This is a genomic window from Paenibacillus tritici (assembly GCF_013204885.1).
GTDB lineage: Bacteria > Bacillota > Bacilli > Paenibacillales > Paenibacillaceae > Paenibacillus_AQ > Paenibacillus_AQ tritici.
The window spans coordinates 98,782-118,131 of record NZ_JABMKX010000019.1 but is presented as its reverse complement, the minus strand read 5'-3'; the positions used below and the strand labels follow the sequence as shown (position 1 = coordinate 118,131).

Here is a 19,350-nt window from a genome sequence, read left to right as displayed (position 1 = left end):
TGTAAGGACTATCCGGACTGGAGAGTTATAGACTATATAAGAAGCACTAAAGAAATAAACAAAAAGCAAAAGAAGCGGAGGGGAAATTTGGAACTGTAGGAGCGGTTTAAATCAAGAAATCTGGTGACAACAGCGGCCGAAAGTCCAAATGTTCACCGCAGTGACGGCCAGGCTTCAAGTACAAGTCTGAAGTGCGTCTTATCTATATCTAAATCGCACATGATTTAAAAACTATTTATCAGGGCGGCAAGGCCATTTCACCTTGTCTTCTCACAAATAAAAGTAGCGGTTCCCTAGGTTTGGGGAATTCGCTACTTTTGTTTTTTTTCGGGCTGGAGGACTCATAACTGGCTAAATCCGGCAATAAAATGAAGCAGAGAGCTTAATTAACGGCCTCCGAGGGCTTACCCAAATTTATTTCTACTCTAACAATCAACAAATGCCCAGAACGTGCATACACTTGATAGTGAATGATTGTATGGAGGAGGTTCAAAGATGTCATTAAGCCATAAACGTCAAACAAGGGAGATCATTACGAAGGCAATTTGCGGCAAAGGTCGTAAGTTCTCTACCGCAACCCATACCGTGACTCCGCCACATCATCCGACTAGTATTCTGGGGGCATGGATTATCAACCACCAGTACGAAGCGGTTGCCGCCGGGAACGGAATCGAAGTAATTGGTACCTATGATGTGAACATCTGGTATTCGTACGACAAAAACAAGCAGACCGAGGTAGCCAAGGAAACGGTCTCCTATGTGGAGCTTATTCCATTGTCGTACCTGGACCCGAGACATCGTGCTTCCACGGCACAGGTCTCTGCGGAGGCAACGCAGGAACCCAATTGTGTGGAAGCCGGGGTATCTCCGGGCGGAGGCAGTGTGACTCTCCGGGTGGAACGCGAGTTCGAGGCGGAACTGGTGGCTGAGACCAAGGTCCGCGTGTATGTCAGTGACCAAAGTGATGATCTGGAAGACAAGGATTATGATTTCGACGGTGAGAGCTTTGATTACGATGATCTGGACCCTGACGCTCTGGATGATGAATTGTAGGAAAGAGTACGCCGCTGCCTTGCTGATACTGTGTGGGTTATGCTCCATTATATGTAGAGAGGGCAGCGGCGTAGAGGGCGAATGCCCTCTTTTTTTAAATTATTTGAATGTATAGGTTTCATGCTATAAATGATTCTTCAGGGAGAAGTGGCGGAGGGATGGGGATGAACGAAGGACTGGACTTATTCCGGCAGCTTACACCGGAGGAGATGGAGTGCAGGCTCCGGCGCTGCGGGATTGAGGCAGATTCGGATTCAATCGGCAGACGGGCAGAACGGAAGCATATAAGAGACAGTAGTCATACATATTCTCATGGACAAGACCCTACAAGCTACAGACAGCACTACCGCGTTGTTATCTTCAATCTGGCTGTGCTGGAATGTCAGCCGCTCGGAGCTGGAGCAGCTATGAGCGGAGTATTTCCGGGAGCCGCAGGGCAGGGGGAGTACGGGGATGTTGGGGCAGGCGGTGAAGGGCGAGGTGAGTACGGGCATATTGGGTCGGGAGTTGTGGGGCGTGGTGAGTATAGGGTTAGCAGGTCAGGTGCAGGTGGGCAGGGTGAGTATAGTGATGGTGGGTCGGGAGCAGCAGGGCAGAGTGAGTATGGGGATGGTGGGTCAAAAGCAGCGAGGCTGGGTGAGCATGGGAATGGTGGGTCAGGAGCAGCAGGGCAGGGTTTGTATGGGGATGGTGGGTCGGAAGCAGCGAGGCTGGGTGAGTATGGGGATGGCGGGTCGGAAGCAGCAGGGCAGGGTTTGTATGGGGAGAGCAGTTTAGGTTATGGGAGAGGGGAGCTGCGGGGGTCGGCAGGGGTACTCCGCAGTGTAGCAGTTCGGGCATTGTACAGTCTGGGACTGGACAGCGGCGAGGTGGAGCTGCGGGCCATGGGAGGGCGGCGGTATGTGGTGACAGCCATCACGCCCGTGATGGCTGTCACCGGCAGACCGCTGCCGGAACCGTACCGGTCAGCCTTAGCGGAGCTGGACCTCAGGCTTGGTCTTGAGCAGCCGGGCCGCCCCGGGCTGATGATGGGTATGGACCCGGAGTTCCTGCTGCTCCGGGAATCTAACGGCCGCGTCGTGCCGGCGTCGCGGTACCTGCCCATGGACGGCGTCGCAGGCTGCGACGCCGGACCCCCGGGAACGCACGGCGTGTTCCCGGTGGCGGAGCTGCGCCCTGAGCCGCGCGGGGAACCGCGCGCGCTGCTGGCGCAGCTCATGTCCGCCGCACGCGAGGCGGACCGGCTCATCACCGACCGCTCGCTCCGCTGGCGGGCGGGAGGTATGCCGCTGCGGGGCTGGGCCCTCGGCGGCCACCTGCACTTCAGCGGCGTCACGCTGTGTGCGCCGCTCCTGCGCGCGCTCGACAACTATCTCGCGCTGCCCCTGTTCCTGCTCGAGGACGTCCGGGCTGCGGCCCGGCGTCCCCGCTATGGCGTGCTCGGCGATTTCCGGCGGCAGCCGCATGGCGGCTTCGAGTACCGGACCCTGCCGAGCTTCCTGGTCTCCCCGGTCATCGCCAAAGGCGCGGTCAGTCTGGCTCACCTGATCGTGAGCCACTATGAAGACTTACCGCTGCGCCCGCTGGACCGGGAGGCCCTGCATGCCGCCTTCTACAGCGGCGACAAAACCCCTCTGCGCACAGCCTGGCCTCCCCTGGAGGCGCAGCTGCGCGCACTGGGCGGCTACGCAGCCGCCGCCCGCTGGATCGAGCCGATGCTGCGCTCCATAGCGGAGCAGCAGAGCTGGGATGAGACGCGGGATATCCGCGGCTCATGGCAGAGCAGCGCCCGTGCAGCTGCGAGGGCGCCTCACTCCCGGCAGGATACTATACAGTAGCCTGCCTAAGGTTACAACAGACAGCCGCCGGTTACGGGGACCCGCGCCTTCAGGTGCGCGTCCCTTGTAATAGGCGGCTGTATTTTTCAACGGTTACCTAAGATTTATAATTGCGCCATTAATAGCAACAGATAGTCGAGTGATTGTAATTCATACATTAGAATGGTCATCTTCCCGCCCCAAAAGCTCATTCTGTTGCAGTTCGTACAACTGAATTCCGGAATTTTGCCGATTCACGGCTCTTTCGCAGAATTCTGTTGTACAGAGTGCAGCAGATTCAAGTAATCGAGGAATTTACCGGTCAACGGATGTACAAAGTGCAATAGAAATCGAAAGCTCCCCCTGCTCCAATCTATCCGTCTTTCAAGTAATCTCATTTTGGCAGAAGCTGTGGGCCGGCGGAGGGTAACCCTGAGCGCGGAGTTTCTGCTATAATAGAGAACAGTATGAAGTAGGCATGGAGGTAGACGATGGCAAACTATACGCCGATGATTCAGCAGTATCTGAGAGTGAAGGAAGGGGCTAAAGACGCTTTCCTTTTCTTTCGTCTGGGCGATTTCTATGAAATGTTCTTCGAGGATGCCTTGCTTGCATCCAAAGAGCTTGAGATTACATTAACAGGCCGCGATGGCGGAATTGGTGAGAAGATTCCAATGTGCGGGGTGCCGTATCATGCCGCCGAAGGGTACATACAGCGACTGATCGAGAAGGGCTACAAGGTTGCGATCTGCGAGCAGCTGGATGATCCTGCGGTGACCAAGGGGATGGTCCGCCGCGATATCGTCCGGGTCGTTACACCGGGCACGGTGATGGATGGCAAAATCATTACCGACAAAAGCAACAACTACCTCGTCTGCGTCACGGAGGAGGACGGGATGATGGCACTGGCTGCCTGTGATTTGACGACAGGTGAGCTGTATGTCACATCGGTTCTCTCCAGCACCGAATGGCTGCGCGACGAGATTGGAATCTACGAGCCGGCGGAGATTATTGGCGATTCTGCCTTGCTTGAGCAGCTGCGCAGTGAAGCTTCCCTGCTGGCTAAGCCTGTGGTCTATACGCCGTGGGACAAGCAGGAGGAAGCACTGGCCCGCCGCCAGTTCGGCGAAGCGGCCTGGGTCCGGCTGGAGAAGGAGCGCGGACGGTGTCTGGCGCTGCTGATCTCCTATTTCAGCGAGACCCAGCGCCGTTCCCTTGGACAGCTCACCCAGATTTCACCTTACGAGCCCGGGAATTTTATGATTCTCGATCCGTTCACCCGGCGTAATCTGGAGCTGACCGAAACGGTGAGGGAACGCTCCAAAAAAGGCTCGCTCCTCTGGCTGCTCGACCGCACCGAGACTTCGATGGGGGGCCGTCTGCTGCGCCGCCGGATTGATAAGCCGCTCTTGCAGCGCGCGCCGATTGAGCGCCGTCTGGAAGCTGTCGACTATCTGTATAACCAGTTCATTGTCCGCGAGGATCTGCGCGGGGCGCTGAAGGAAATCTACGATCTGGAGCGGCTGGTTGGGCGTATTGCCTTCGGCAGCGCCAACGGCCGGGATATGAATGCCTTGAAGCTGTCTCTGGCACAGATTCCGGCGCTCAAAGAGATGTGCCTGACCTCCGGCTCGGCTACCTTAAGGGAGATTGGGGCAGCTATGGATGAATGCGCGGAGCTTCGAGAGGATATCGAACGGGCGATTGTGGAGGAAGCACCGGTATCTGTCCGTGACGGAGGAATCATCCGCGGGGGTTACCATGAACGGCTGGACGAGCTGCGGGAAGCCAGCAGCAGCGGCAAGCGCTGGATTGCAGAGCTTGAAGCGAAGGAACGCCAGGTGACCGGGATCAAATCCCTCAAGATCGGCTATAACAAAATTTTCGGATACTATATAGAAATTACCCGCTCCAATCTCTCTTCGCTGCCGGAAGGCCGCTATGAGCGCAAGCAGACGCTCGCGAATGCCGAGCGTTATGTGACCCCGGAACTGAAGGAGAAGGAAGCACTGATCCTGGAAGCCCAGGATAAGATGACAGATCTGGAATACAGCCTGTTCACCGAACTGCGCGAGCGGATCAGCAGTCAGGTTCCGCGCCTGCAGGCGCTTGCCGAGAAGGTGGCCGAGATTGATGTGTACCAATGCCTCGCAGCGGTCAGTGCCGAGCACCGGTTCGTGAAGCCGAAGCTGTCCGACAGCTATGATCTGCGGATCGAAGGGGGACGCCATCCCGTGGTCGAGGCGGTGCTGAAGGATTCGGCTTTTATTGCGAACGGCAGCACCCTCAGCAAGGACGAAGGCAATATTCTGCTGATTACAGGGCCGAACATGGCCGGCAAAAGCACGTATATGCGCCAGGTTGCGCTCATCTGCATCATGGCCCAGATCGGCTGCTTCGTGCCTGCGGGCAGCGCCGAGGTGGCTCTGATCGACCGCATCTTCACCCGGATCGGTGCAGCGGATGACCTGATCGGCGGCCAGAGCACCTTCATGGTGGAGATGGCCGACATTCAGGTCATGACCGAAAAAGCCACAGCCCGCAGTCTGATCATCATAGATGAGCTGGGCCGGGGGACCTCAACCAGCGAGGGGATGGCAATTGCCCAGGCTGTGATCGAATATGTGCATGACACCATTGCCTGCAAAGCACTGGTCTCCACGCATTTCCATGAGCTGGCCCATCTGGAGCAGAGCCTCAGCGGTCTGCGGAACTATTCGATGGCGGTGCAGGAGAGCGGAGACAAGGTCAACTTCCTGCGCAAGCTTGTGCCGGGAGCGGCGGACAGCAGCTACGGAATCTACTGTGCGCGGCTGGCGGGACTGCCGGAGGGGATTATTGACCGTGCCTACGGATTGCTCCAGAGCATCGAGCAGGCATCTCCGCCGGGCAGCGCTCCGCTGAATTATGGTACAGACTACAAAGACCGGAGCGGGCCGGTTATTCAGGAACAACAGGCTGCCCCAGTCCATTCAGCACCTACATCTGAAGCAGCCGCTCTAGTGGCTGCCGGTCAGCGGGAAGCCGCCGTTACGCTTGCTTCTCCTGTGGAGGAAGAGGACAATGAGGTTGTGCAGCTGTCTATTTTTGGCGGGGAAGAGCCGCGCAAGAACCGCAAAGGCGGGTCAGCAGCACCGGCAGTCAAAGAAAATCCGCTGCTGAAAGAGCTGATCTCGGCCGTTCAGGGAGCGGATCTGATGAACATGACCCCGCTGCAGGCGATGGGCCTGCTGAATGAGCTGAAGATGAAGGCCCGGGAGCTGTAATTCAGCGAAATTGCTGACAGCAATCTGTTAAACGTATAGCACGGTGCGGACTGAGATGCCCTTATTCCTTATAGAAGTATGCTTTTTGCAAGCTTGCGGACACAGTGACGCTTATGTCAGGTTATTTCACCCCATGTTAGTTGCTGGAGAGGACATAAGTCGCACTCTAGTCCGTTCGGTCCCCGAGAGGGGCTGTTTTGATCCAAATAAGGCTTTTACAGTCCGTTAATGTTCAACACTGTCTATAAAATAAACCAATGCGAGGTGAACGAATATGGCTAAAATTCATGTGCTGGACGAGCATATTGCCAACCAGATTGCTGCCGGGGAGGTAGTAGAGCGCCCGGCCTCCGTAGTGAAGGAGCTTGTGGAGAATGCAATTGATGCAGGCAGCACCCGTATTGAAGTCTCGGTGGAAGAGGGCGGACTGCAGAGCATCCGAGTTAAGGATAATGGGTCCGGGATTGAGCCGGAGGATTGCGAGACTGCCTTCTACCGCCATGCCACCAGCAAAATTGCAAGCGGCCGTGATCTGTTCCTGATCACCAGCCTCGGCTTCCGTGGGGAAGCGCTGGCGAGTATCGCGGCGGTCTCGAAGCTGACTCTGCTGACCGCAAGCGAGGACGACGGTAAGGGGCGGGTGCTGGACATAGAAGGCGGCAGATTGATCCGCAATGAAGATGCTGCTTGCGGCAAGGGCAGTGATCTCAGCGTACGGGAGCTCTTCTACAATACTCCGGCACGGCTCAAGTATATGAAGAGTATCCAGACTGAGCTGGGCCATATTTCGGATGCGATGTACCGGATGGCTCTGGCTCATCCTGATATCTCCTTCACCTTGCAGCATAATAGTAACCAATTGCTGCATACGCTGGGCAACGGCGACCTGCTGCAGGTGATTGCCGCCGTATACGGCACCTCTGCCGCCAAAGCCATGCTGCCGGTATCGGCGGAAGACCCGGACTTCCGGATCTCCGGCTATATCAGCCGCCCGGAGTGGACACGCTCGAACCGTAATGCGGTTACGACGCTGGTCGGCGGACGGTATGTCCGCAGCAATGGACTGAACGCTGCAATCATGCGCGCCTACCATACGCTATTGCCAATTAACCGTTATCCGCTGCTGGTGCTGAAGCTGGAGATGCACCCGTCCCTTGTTGACGTCAATGTGCATCCGGCCAAGCTGGAGGTCCGCTTCAGCAAAGAACCTGAGCTGTACGGATTCGTGGAACAGCAGCTCCGCTCGCTGCTCATGGGGCAGAGCCTGATTCCGCGTCCAACCAAAGAGATCATCGGCGGGAAGAACAGCAGCTCGTTCATTCAGGAACAATTCGCCTTCTCCAAAGGGAATGTACCCGGGGCGATACAGCAAGGTGCCGGAGCAGCCGGTACAGAGAATGCTTCCGGCCAGTATAGTTCCGGCCAGGGAATTCCTGACGGCGGAGGCAGCCATCCGCTGTCTTCCGGCGGACGGAGCGGGTCTCCATCCGCTGAGAGCGGAGGTCCGCTGTTGGGATCTGCCTACTCACCTGCCGCCAGCCCCTACGCTGCCCCGGCATCCGGGAATCCGCAGCAGCTTCAGGCCAGGGAGACGGCAGCGGCTTATAGCGGAGGGGCTCCGGCGCCTGCTCCTTACCGGAGTGGTGCTGCACAGCCGTCCTCCGGTCCGCGTGAGAATAGCTACCGCCCCCAGGCGGCGATGGCCGGGCGCGGGCAGCAGCCGGCAGCCGGGGAGCTGTACGCTCCTGTGGACCCGGACGGCTCCGGCCTTCCGCAGTTCCCGGAGCTGAATTATATCGGCCAGCATCACGGAACGTATATTATCGCCCAGAATGACAGCGGCCTGTACCTGATTGACCAGCACGCTGCACATGAGCGGGTGAATTATGAATTTTATTACGAGAAGTTCGGCAAGCCCGAGGATGCCTCGCAGGAGCTGCTATTGCCGATCACGCTGGAGTTTACACCTTCGGAGAGCAGGCAGCTCAGCGAACGGCTGCACTGGTTCGAGCAGGCCGGGGTTATCCTAGAGCATTTCGGCGGGCAGACCTTCCTGGTCCGTTCCTTGCCGTACTGGTTCCCGGAAGGCGATGAGAAGGCGGTGATTGAGGAGATGGCGGAGTGGGTGCTGAGCGAACGGTCGATTGACCTCGCCAAGCTGCGCGAGAAATCTTCCATTCTATGCTCCTGCAAGGCTTCAATTAAGGCTAACCAGAAGCTTACAGAGCTGGAAGTGGAGTCGCTGCTGACAAGACTCGCTGCCTGCCGTCAGCCTTATACCTGCCCGCATGGACGCCCGATCGTTGTATCTTTCTCGGCCTATGATCTGGAAAAACTGTTTAAGCGCGTTATGTAATGGCTATATTGTACATTTGAAGAGTGCGGAACGGAGGCAACATGATTATAACTACGGGCTTTGACCCGATACCGGAAGTGGTTACACGGGCCCGAAAGCTCGCGGACCGCACGGGCTGTGCCTATGCTCCCCGGGACAAATTCTCCATGCCGAGGCTTATGGAGCACTACGGGGACGAGCAGATTCTGGTTGTTCTGCAGGAGGCCGTCCGGCTGATCACGCCGGGAATGCCGCCTATGGAGTTCCATCCCAGCATGGGCTTCGTCCGCGCCAAGCGGATGCTGCGGGGAGAGCCCGATCCCATGATTGATGCCGCAGGCATGGTACCCGGCGACAGTGTGCTGGACTGCACGGCGGGACTCGGAGCGGACTCGCTGCTGTTTGCCGTCACCGGAGGTGAACACTCCAGGGTTACCGCGCTGGAGAGCTCGCTGCCGCTGTATGCGCTGCTGCTGGAGGGGATGAGCCAGTATGTTTCCGGCCAGATTAAGGTGAATGAAGCGCTGCGCCGCATCAATGTGCAGCTCGGCGATCATCTGGAGTATCTGAAGGCCCAGCCGGACAACAGTATTGATATCATCTATTTCGATCCGATGTTCCGGGTGCCGCTGACCGATTCGGCCGCGATCTCACCGCTGCGGCAATTTGCCAATCCTGCTGCATTGTCGGCTGCAAGCGTAGCCGAGGCGCTGAGAGTTGCGCGTAAGACGGTGCTTCTGAAGGAGAAGGCGCTGAGCAGCGAATTCGCCCGGCTGGGCTTCACGGAGCTGCTGAGGGCCAATGCCAAAACATCGTACGGGGTGATTACCATTGACAACTGAGACTAAACGTAAGGTGCTTGTGCTGCTGGGGCCGACGGCAGTCGGGAAGACCCGGCTGAGTCTGGAGCTGGCCGAGGCACACGGGGCCGAGATCATCTCCGGGGATTCGATGCAGGTCTACCGTGGCATGGATATCGGAACAGCGAAGATTACGCCTGCTGAGATGAAGGGCATTCCCCATCATCTGATTGATATTCATGATCCGCAGGATGCGTATTCCACCGCTGAATTTCAGGAGCAGGGAGCGCGACTGATCGAAGAGATCAGCAGCAGAGGCAAGCTGCCTTTTATCGTAGGCGGAACAGGCCTCTATATTGAATCGCTGTGCTACGGCTTCCGCTTCTCTGAAGCGGTGGCCGACGAGGCCTTCCGCAGCGAGCAGGAAGCCTACGCGGAAGAGCACGGGGCTGAGGCTCTGCACGCCCGTCTGGCGGCGGTAGATCCGGCCAGCGCAGAGCGGCTGCATCCCAATGACCGCCGGCGGATCATCCGTGCGCTGGAGATTCAGCACCAGACGAACGTTCCGCTGTCGGCCTCGCTAGCCGCCCAGAACAAAGAGTCTCCGTACGATTTATGCCTCATCGGTTTGACAATGGACCGGAAAATACTATATAAACGTATTGAAGACCGAATTGATCAGATGCTGGCGGAGGGGCTTGTTGCCGAGGTGCAGAGGCTGCTCGAACATGGCTACGGCAGGAGCCTTGTATCTATGCAGGGCCTGGGCTACAAAGAGATTGCCGCTTATCTGGAGGGCGAGACGACGCTTGAGGAAGCTGTGGTGCTGCTGAAGCGCGATACCCGCCGGTTCGCCAAGCGGCAGTTGTCATGGTTTCGCCACATGAAGGAGATTCAGTGGGTCGACACCCTGGAGAGTCAAAACTTTTCTGAGAATTTTTCAAAAATAAATGGTATAATAGCAGGAAAGTTTCTCACAGGTCTTGAATATACTTCTGAACAATCTAATTGAACCATTGGGGGTACGTCATATGAACAAGTCCATTAACATTCAAGATACGTTCTTGAACCAGCTGCGCAAAGAGAATATCCCTGCTACAGTATATTTGACCAACGGCTTTCAAATCCGGGGAATTATCAAAGCCTTCGACAACTTCACCATTGTCATCGACAGTGACGGGCGCCAGCAGATGGTGTACAAGCATGCGATTTCCACCTTTACACCACAGCGCAGCGTATCGCTCATGCAGGACAATAATAGCGAAGTTTAAGATTTTACAGCCTTGAAGCGAAACCTTTTTGTTTATAAATCGTTTGAATAGAGAGTGCAGAGAGCAACCTGTGAAGGTTGTTCTTTTCATTCGTGAACATCATTTTTGTTTTTTCCGTTAAGGGAGTCAGGAGGCAATATGTCCAGAGACCAACTAACCAGGAACGGCGGGAATAGAAACAGAGGAAGCCAGCCGCCGAGTTCCAAAGGAAAGCCGAAGAAGAAAAAGAAATTTTTAACTAAAAAGCGTGTGCTGTGGAGTTTGTTTTTTTCAATTGCCTTAGCTATTTTTTGTGCGCTGGGCGGATATTTGTTCATTATGCTGAACGGCCAGAAGCTGCTGGATGCGAATAGGGATAAGCTAACCTTGTATCCGCCTACGCAGATTTTTGACCGGAATGCGAATCTGATCGGGGAGCTGTCTCTGGAGAAAAGTGATCCGGTAGATTATGAGGATCTTCCCAAGATGCTGATTACCGCCTTCGTAGCCACCGAGGATAAACGTTTCTTCGAGCACAACGGTGTGGATCTCTGGTCCATCGGACGCGCGGCAGTCAAGGATATTGCGGCACGCAGTATGGTTGAGGGCGGCAGCACCATTACTCAGCAGCTTGCGAAGAATATCTTCCTGAATCGGGATAAGACCTTCTTCCGCAAAGCGACAGAGGTTTCGATTGCCGTCGCACTGGAGAAAACAGAAACCAAAGAAGATATTATCACCATGTACCTGAACCGGATTCCGTTCGGCGGGACAATCTACGGGATCAAGGCTGCTTCTATCCGATACTTCGGTAAGGAGAATCTGAACGATCTAGAGCTCTGGGAAATGGCTACGCTGGCTGCAATGCCTAAGGGGCCTTCCCGTTATAATCCGCTGCGTAATCCGGAGCTGTCCAAAGAACGCCGTGCGGTTGTTCTTCAGCTCATGTATGATCAGAAAAAGATTACCAAGGAGCAGATGGACGAGGCCAAGGCTGTTGATTATAACTATACGCCACCAGAGAAAGGCAAGCAGCGTTACCAGGCGTTCATTGATTATGCGATTGGCGAAGCCGAGGACAGATTCGGGCTGACCGAAGATGACCTGAACATCGGCGGATACAAAATCTACACCACCATGGATAAGCACGCCCAGGAGACCATTGAGGATGCTTTTGCCGACAGTGATAACTTTGAGAAAAGTGTGGACGATGAGCTGGTGCAAGGCTCGATGACCATCATCAATCAGGAGAACGGCAGCGTAGTCGCTCTGATGGGCGGACGCAATTATGAGAAAAAAGGCTATAGCCGGATCGACGGCAGCCGCCGCTCACCGGGTTCAGCCTTCAAACCGCTGGTTGCTTATGCACCGGCTCTGGAATCCGGCAAATTCACGAATGATTCCATGCTCAGTAATGAGAAGCAGTGCTTCGGCAATTATTGTCCGAATAACCTGCACGGATACTCGAAGTCCATCAGCATGAGCGTTGCGCTGACCAAATCAGAGAATATTCCGGCAGTATGGCTGCTGAATGAGATCGGTGTGAATACCGGCTTCCAGTTCGCCAAGAAGCTCGGCATTAATCTGAAGGATGAAGACAAGAACCTGTCGCTCGCTCTCGGCGGGATGAGTGAAGGTACGAATACTATGGAGATGGCTCAGGCCTACAGCGCTTTTGCCAATGGCGGAGAGCTGCGGAAGGCGTACTCCGTGAAGTCGATTGCTGACAGCGACGGGAAGACCGTCTACAAGGCCAACACTAAGGCAGACCGTGTGATGAGTGAAGACACTGCTTATCAGATGACGGAGATGATGCAGAAGGTCGTACAGGACGGTACGGGTAAAAAAGCCAAAATCAACCGTCCGGTAGCCGGTAAGACCGGAACCACCCAGAGCGGATATAAGGGCATTAGCTCTAACCGTGACGTCTGGTTCGTCGGCTACACCCCGGAATGGACGGCCGCCGTATGGATGGGGTATGACAAACCGAGCAAAACCCGTCTGCTGAAGAACAGCAGTCCGCTGGCTGCCGCATTCTGGGGCAAGGTCATGGAGAAGGCGCTGGAAGGCGTCCCAGCCAAGGAGTTCCCTGTACCGAAGGGTTCGGATCAGGTTGAGGTTGAGGCTACGCCGACACCTGAAGCGGTATCTGCGGTGACAGGCTTCCAGGCGGCATACGATGCTGCCACAATGACAGTCAATATGAGCTGGAATGCGTCGGCGACTAGCGGGGTGGAATACCGTATTTACCGCCGGGAGACCTCTGAAGCGGACTTCACTCTGTTAATGAATACTATGGCAACGAATATTGGGGATATCAGCGCCATGCCGGGGCTGTCCTATGAGTATTATGTTACTGCGTATTATCAGGAGCTTAGTGTGGAGAGTGAGCCTTCGGAGACGGTGACGGTATCTGTGCAGGACGAACTGCAGACACCGGAGCCGGAACCGACCCTTGATCCGGCTATGCCTACGGATAATCCCGACAATCCGGACAATCCGGACAACGGAGGTAACCCCGGCAACGGGGAGAACGGCGGCAATCCGGTAGATCCTGGACCTGGCAATAATGGCCCGGGCAATCACGGGAATGGCGAAGGAGGAGACAACGGCAGCGGAGCAGCAACATCGCCGCCTGAGATTACTCCGCCTCCTGTGGCCACGGAGGAGCCTTTGCCGACACCGGAGGCTACAAGCAACACTGTGGATCCGGGAATTATCCCCGATGCCGGGACAGATCCGGCCGGTGATCCGGGCAGCGGCTTCGTAGAAGGAACCGGCACACCGTAATAGAAGTGCTGTAAGGCGGATGTTCACAATAAGCAACTTTTCCCCCGGCAGCTCCGGGAGCTCTGCAACAGGCAGAATTCCCGGCTGCCGGGTTTTTCTATTTGCTTGCTTTGAGTGTCTATGCGAAATGTGTTAAGCTGTATGCACCATTATCAGAAGAGGGTTATTCATATGAAACGTAAATTCGGAGACCGGGCCAACTGGCGCAGAATTACGCGCCGCCATTTTGCCTGCCGCTATGTGGAAACCCGGGAATTCAGCGGTTATATCACACTCTACACCATTTACGGGCTGAAAGAGCCGCTATGGAAGAGTTATGGCAGGCATACATACCGCATAGCGGACAAGGGATATTCATGGCTGCAGTATTTTCCCAAGGACGGCCACTATATTGTGACGGCCATGTTTGATGAACGGCAAAATATCGTGCAGTGGTATATTGACACCTGCAAGGTCCAGGGAGTAACGGATCAGGGGGTGCCCTGGTTCGACGATTTGTATCTGGACGTTGTGGTGCTGTGGAATGGTGAAGTGTTTTTGCTGGACGAGGATGAACTGGAGGAGGCGCTGGAGCGGGAAGATATCACAGACAGTGATTATAATTTAGCTTGGTCGACAGCCCATTCGATCCTGCGCGCTATAGACGCTCATGCCTTTCCGTATTTCTCCCTTTCACTCAAGCATCGGGCCGAATTGTTTCATCATGGAGAATTCAGGAGGAAATAATCATGGAATGGTATGTCTATAAACGGGGATCATCCCCTATCCGCAAAGTCTCACGGAAGCGCCATCACCCCCGCCGGAAACGGGTGTTGCTGGTTACGCTTCTGGTCCTGGTTATAGCCGGATTGTTCTGGTGCGGACTGGTGTTCAACAGAATTAACAGTGCCGTAACCACCTCACCTATGGTGAAGGCGGATGCGGGTGTAATTCTGGGCATGTCGATGTGGGGGGATGAACCCAGTCCCGGGCTGAAGGAACGGCTGGATTACGGGCTTGAGCTGTATCGCTCGGGATCATTCAGCCACTTCGTCGTCTCCGGGGGTCTGGATCAGCCGGATTATAAGTATACGGAAGCCGAAGGAATGAAGAGGTATCTGGTGGCCCATGGCGTGCCGGAGAAGGTGATCTACCTGGAGAGCCAGTCTACCAGTACTTACGAGAACCTGCTGTTCAGTAAGAAGGTTTTGCAGGAAAAGGGGCTGTCCTCTACAGTAATTATTACACATGATTTCCACGGACGCCGTGCTCTGGAGACCGCGCGTGAGCTTGGGTATAAGAACCCGCAACTGGGCGTTACGGAGTCTAAGGTCATGTCGATGCTTAAATACAAGTCCCGTGAGATCCTGGCTTATACCAAATGGAAATTCCAGCAGCTGTCTTTGTAAATCTGCTAATTTCCGAAACTGCTAATATCACCTTAGCCACTGGAATAGACTGGTTAGAGCAAGTCAGACCTGTATAATGAGGTGAACTAGGTGAACGGACATGTAGCGGCGGCAAGCAGCGGACGGGATGAACGCAGACCGTCCAGGCAGATTAACATTGTGCTGAATAATCAGGCTCCGGCTCCGGTGACCAGTCTGCCGGCTGATAGCACCGGGGGCTCGGTTCCTCCCAAAACCGGCAGCCATAGCGGACTGTTCCAGGAGCTGAGCAGGGAGCTGGATGCACTTGTAGGTCTGGATAACATCAAAGAGCTGGTATTCGAGATATATGCCCTGTTGCAGGTGGCCCAGATGCGCAGTGAAGCCGGACTTGCCAGCGGAAGCCAGGCCTATCATATGGTGTTCAAGGGGAATCCGGGCACAGGCAAAACAACCGTTGCACGGATTATAGCGAAGCTGTTCCAGCGGATGGGTGTCCTCAGTAAGGGGCATTTAATTGAAGTTGAGCGGGCTGATCTGGTAGGTGAGTACATCGGACATACAGCCCAGAAGACGCGGGATCTGGTCAAAAAAGCGCTCGGCGGCATTCTGTTCATTGATGAAGCCTATAGTCTGGCCCGGGGCGGAGACAAGGATTTCGGCAAGGAGGCCATCGACACACTGGTCAAATCCATGGAGGACCACCGCAGTCAGTTTGTGCTGATTCTGGCCGGGTATTCCGGCGAGATCGACTATTTTCTGATGAGCAATCCGGGACTGCCTTCGCGGTTTCCGATTCAGGTCGAATTTCCCGACTATACCATCGACCAGCTGCTGCAGATTGCCGAGCTGATGTCCAAAGAGCGTGATTATATTCTGATGCCGCAGGCCATACTCAAACTCAAGCAGCATTTGCTTATAGAAAAAACAGAGAGCCTGCATGCATTCAGCAATGCAAGATATGTACGCAACAGTATTGAGAAGGCTGTACGGGCTCAGGCTGTAAGGCTACTGAACCAGTATGAGAGCACAAGTCCGGGCAAGCAGGAGCTGATGACGCTGCGGACGGAGGATTTCAGGTGGTAGGGCTGCTCTAAGAATTAGACTGCTGTAGATGAAGAACAGATAAGGAGCATGGAATGAATGGCAACGACAACACATGACACAGAGACCGATGTACAGGACCGGGCAATCCTCGTCAGCCTGGTGACAGACAAAATCAAACGCACAGGGATAGATCCGGAGCTGTCTCTTCAGGAGCTGGTCCAATTGGCAGAGACTGCCGGGGTCGAGGTGCTGGATGTTCTCCGGCAGAATAAAGAAACCCCGGATTCCAAATGGTTTATCGGTAAAGGCAAGGTAGAGGAGCTGAGAATGGCTGCTGACGGGTTTGGCGCGAATACCGCTATCTTCGACCAGGAGCTGTCCGGGGCACAGGTACGCAATCTGGAGGAAGCCCTGGATCTTAAGATTATTGACCGCACCCAGCTGATTCTGGACATCTTTGCCGGACGGGCGAAAACCCGTGAAGGGATCATCCAGGTGGAGCTGGCCCAGCTGTCCTATCTTCTGCCGCGCCTGTCGGGGCACGGCAAGAATCTGTCCCGGCTCGGCGGCGGGATCGGTACGAGAGGTCCGGGGGAGAGCAAGCTGGAGACCGACCGCCGGCATATCCGCGACCGGATTACCGAGCTGAAGCGCCAGCTGGATGAGGTTGTGAAGACACGTGAGCTGCACCGTGAACGCCGCCGCAAGAGCGGCGCGGTTCAGGTGGCGCTGGTGGGTTATACCAATGCCGGCAAGTCCACGCTGCTCAAGCAGCTTACCGACGCTGATGTGTATATTGAGAACCAGTTGTTTGCGACCCTTGACCCGACCTCACGGGTGCTACAGCTTCCAGGCGGTAAGGAAGTTGTCCTAACAGATACCGTCGGGTTCATTCAGAATCTGCCGCATGATCTGGTAGCCTCTTTCCGCGCTACGCTGGAGGAAGTGAATGAGGCCAATCTGGTGCTGCATGTAGTTGATTCGTCTTCTCCGATGCGTGAGGAGCAGATGGACGTCGTCCAGTCGATTCTGCAGGATCTGGGGGCGGCCGGGAAGCCGCAGATCGTATTGTTCAACAAAACTGACCTGTGCCAGCCGGAACAGCTTGAGATGCTACCCGCAGGTGAGGGCTTCTTGAAGATCAGTGCTTTTAATGAGGACGACCTTCTGAGGATTACTGAGATGATCACTGGCCAGCTGGCCGGGGATACGCTTATCTTCCGCATTCCCGGAGACCGCGGGGATCTGTCATCTCTGCTCTACCGGGTAGGAGAGGTCCTTGAGCAGAATTACGAGGAGAATGATGTGCTCTATAACGTCCGGCTGAACAAGGAAGACTATGATAAGTGGAGCTACAAGCTGGCCGAATTCGTGGAGCCGCAATAAGGATTCCATATCCCCGCATAAACATCAGTGTGCCCGGACGCGATCCAGGCACACTTTGCTGTGCGGGGTTTCTCGCGGAATCGGGTCAATATTATATAGCATGTTAGGAGAGATCAACGGGAAATGGCAGTATTTGCAGAGGATCTATTACAGGCAGCGGAAGCTGCAGAGCTTGAAATCGAAGGTGCCGTTAAGGCATTGGACCGAATTGTGGATCATAATCAATGGAAGGTAATCGAAGCCTTTCAGCGTCAGCATGTGAGTGATTTCCACTTCGCAGGCTCCACCGGATACGCCTATAATGACCGGGGGCGTGAAGTGCTGGATCTGGTCTATGCCGAGGTATTTGGTGCGGAAGCCGCCTTGGTACGGCCGCATTTTGCTTCGGGCACTCATACAATCTCAACAGCACTCTTCGGCGTGCTAAGACCCGGAGATGAGCTATTATACATTACAGGCCGCCCCTATGACACCCTGCACAAAGTAGTCGGCAAGCCGGGCGACGGGACAGGCTCCTTGGCCGATTTCGGCATCGGCTACCGTGAGACTGCACTGACAGAGGATGGCACAATTGACTGGGATGCGGTCTCTTTAGCGGTTAACGGGAAGACGAGGGTGATCGGAATCCAGCGTTCGCGCGGCTATGACTGGCGTTCATCCTTCACTGTTGCCGAGATTGGTGAGATGACAGCAAGGGTAAAAGCCATTAAGCCGGATGTCATCGTATTCGTGGACAACTGTTACGGAGAGTTCACCGAGACGCTGGAGCCGCCGCAGGTCGGCGCTGATCTTGTGGCCGGTTCGCTGATCAAGAATCCCGGCGGGGGCATCGCCGAGACAGGCGGTTATATCTGCGGCCGTGCAGACCTGGTGGAGCTGGCGGCTTACCGCCTGACTGCGCCGGGGATTGGCGGGGAAGTGGGAGCCATGCTGGGTACAACACGCGGCTTGTATCAGGGGCTGTTCATGGCCCCGCATACGGTGGGACAGGCTGTGAAGGGCAGTATATTTGCTTCTGCCGTGTTTCAGCGTTGCGGCTTCACTACCAAGCCGGCCTGGGATGAACCGCGTACGGATCTGATCCAGGCGGTAGCTTTTGACGGGCCCGAGCATCTGATTGCCTTCGTTCAGGGGATCCAGCGCGCAGCGGCGGTAGACAGTCATGTCGTGCCGGAGCCTTGGGATATGCCGGGGTATGAGCATCCTGTTATCATGGCGGCGGGGACGTTCATCCAGGGCGGCAGTCTGGAGCTGTCAGCGGATGCGCCTATCCGGGCACCCTATATCGGATATATGCAGGGAGGATTAACTTACTCCCATGTGAAATACGGAGTGTTGATGGCCCTGCAGAGTATGAGGGAGCGCAACTTGTTATAGCTGGGCACAAAGAAACCTTAAGAGAGATATAAGCTTATAGGAGGTAGAGCCGATTGCGTGAATCAGCAGCAGTGGAACAGTGCTTGCAGCGGGCGGTTGCAGATAAAGCTCCGTTTGTCGTATTGATGTGCGGTGTGGCAGGCTCGGGCAAAACTACCTTTGCACTCAAACTTGAGCATGAGGGGTTTGCCCGGCTGTCCATTGATGAGGAGATCTGGAGTACCCATGGCAGGTTTGGCGTGGATTATCCTGAAGCGGATTATGAATCCTTCAAGGAGCAGGCAGAGGTGAAGCTGCGGGGTGAGCTTGTGCGGCTGATTCAGGTTGGACGCCATGTTGTGGTTGATTTCAGCTTTTGGCAGCGCCAGAGACGGGAAGAATACAAGCAGCTGATCGGGCAGTACGGTGGGGAGTGGGCTTTGATTCATCTCAAGGTGCAGCCTGATGAGTTGCGGCAGAGGCTGCTTCTGAGGAGCGTACGGATGGACGCCAATGCGGCATTTCCGATTACCGGGGAGATCCTGACCCGGTTTTTGAATGGATTCGAGACTCCGGACGGAGAAGGCGAATGGGTCATCGAAGCGGACATGACATGAGGTCTACTATACAAGCTATATAAGAGGCACTAAAGAAATAAACAAAAAGCAAAAGAAGCGGAGGGGAAATTTGGAACTGGAGGAGCGGTAGCGACCGCCATTGTCCCCGGATTTCACCCGCGAAGAGCGGATTAAATCAAGAAATCTGGGGATGGGCAGCGGCCGGAAGTCCAAATGTTCACCGCAGTGACGATGAAGATTGAAGTTCAAATCTTAAGTGCGTCTATATATAAATGGCTGGAGGAATGTGGAAGATGGCGGGGTTC

Annotated in this window: 14 protein-coding genes; all 14 read left to right on the top strand. The window is 55.3% G+C overall.

The window, feature by feature from the left end; translation table 11 throughout:
* Positions 1-495 precede the first annotated feature (495 nt).
* The 14 genes from HQN87_RS26915 (at position 496) to HQN87_RS26850 (ending at position 19,084) form a co-directional block, all read left to right on the top strand.
* The gene (locus HQN87_RS26915) at positions 496-1,053 is read left to right on the top strand and encodes an outer spore coat protein CotE (RefSeq protein WP_039310097.1); all 558 of its coding nucleotides are present in this window, start codon (positions 496-498) and stop codon (positions 1,051-1,053) included.
* Positions 1,054-1,217: 164 nt separating this feature from the next.
* Entirely contained in the window at positions 1,218-2,891 is a 1,674-nt protein-coding gene (locus HQN87_RS26910; RefSeq protein WP_173139606.1) for a putative amidoligase domain-containing protein, read from the top strand.
* 470 nt (positions 2,892-3,361) lie between these two features.
* Positions 3,362-6,136 (top strand): DNA mismatch repair protein MutS, encoded by a 2,775-nt coding sequence (gene mutS / locus HQN87_RS26905; protein WP_173139603.1) that lies wholly within the window; start codon positions 3,362-3,364, stop codon positions 6,134-6,136.
* Positions 6,137-6,410: 274 nt separating this feature from the next.
* Positions 6,411-8,492, top strand: coding sequence for a DNA mismatch repair endonuclease MutL (mutL, locus tag HQN87_RS26900; RefSeq protein WP_173139601.1), 2,082 nt, complete (start codon positions 6,411-6,413; stop codon positions 8,490-8,492).
* A 41-nt stretch (positions 8,493-8,533) separates the two neighbouring features.
* A complete protein-coding gene (locus HQN87_RS26895) occupies positions 8,534-9,313 on the top strand; it encodes a class I SAM-dependent methyltransferase (RefSeq protein ID WP_173139599.1) in 780 nt (259 codons plus the stop codon).
* Entirely contained in the window at positions 9,303-10,283 is a 981-nt protein-coding gene (gene miaA, locus HQN87_RS26890; protein ID WP_173139597.1) for a tRNA (adenosine(37)-N6)-dimethylallyltransferase MiaA, read from the top strand. Before HQN87_RS26895 ends, miaA begins: the two co-directional genes overlap by 11 nt.
* A gap of 19 nt (positions 10,284-10,302) precedes the next feature.
* Positions 10,303-10,542 carry an RNA chaperone Hfq gene (hfq, locus tag HQN87_RS26885; RefSeq protein ID WP_173139595.1) on the top strand — a complete coding sequence of 80 codons (240 nt, stop codon included), beginning with the start codon at positions 10,303-10,305 and terminating at the stop codon, positions 10,540-10,542.
* Between the two features lie 138 nt (positions 10,543-10,680).
* Positions 10,681-13,311 carry a transglycosylase domain-containing protein gene (locus tag HQN87_RS26880; protein ID WP_173139593.1) on the top strand — a complete coding sequence of 877 codons (2,631 nt, stop codon included), beginning with the start codon at positions 10,681-10,683 and terminating at the stop codon, positions 13,309-13,311.
* Between the two features lie 171 nt (positions 13,312-13,482).
* Entirely contained in the window at positions 13,483-14,037 is a 555-nt protein-coding gene (locus tag HQN87_RS26875; RefSeq protein WP_173139591.1) for a ribonuclease FAU-1 family protein, read from the top strand.
* Between the two features lie 2 nt (positions 14,038-14,039).
* Positions 14,040-14,699, top strand: a complete 660-nt coding sequence (locus HQN87_RS26870) for a YdcF family protein (RefSeq protein WP_173139589.1) — start codon at positions 14,040-14,042, stop codon at positions 14,697-14,699.
* Between the two features lie 90 nt (positions 14,700-14,789).
* Positions 14,790-15,764, top strand: a complete 975-nt coding sequence (locus HQN87_RS26865) for an AAA family ATPase (RefSeq protein ID WP_173139587.1) — start codon at positions 14,790-14,792, stop codon at positions 15,762-15,764.
* Positions 15,765-15,821: 57 nt separating this feature from the next.
* Positions 15,822-17,111, top strand: a complete 1,290-nt coding sequence (gene hflX, locus HQN87_RS26860; RefSeq protein ID WP_173139585.1) for a GTPase HflX — start codon at positions 15,822-15,824, stop codon at positions 17,109-17,111.
* A 123-nt stretch (positions 17,112-17,234) separates the two neighbouring features.
* Positions 17,235-18,488, top strand: coding sequence for a methionine gamma-lyase family protein (locus tag HQN87_RS26855; protein ID WP_173139583.1), 1,254 nt, complete (start codon positions 17,235-17,237; stop codon positions 18,486-18,488).
* A 53-nt stretch (positions 18,489-18,541) separates the two neighbouring features.
* Positions 18,542-19,084, top strand: a complete 543-nt coding sequence (locus tag HQN87_RS26850; RefSeq protein ID WP_367272817.1) for a P-loop nucleotide/nucleoside kinase family protein — start codon at positions 18,542-18,544, stop codon at positions 19,082-19,084.
* The last annotated feature ends 266 nt before the right edge of the window (positions 19,085-19,350 follow it).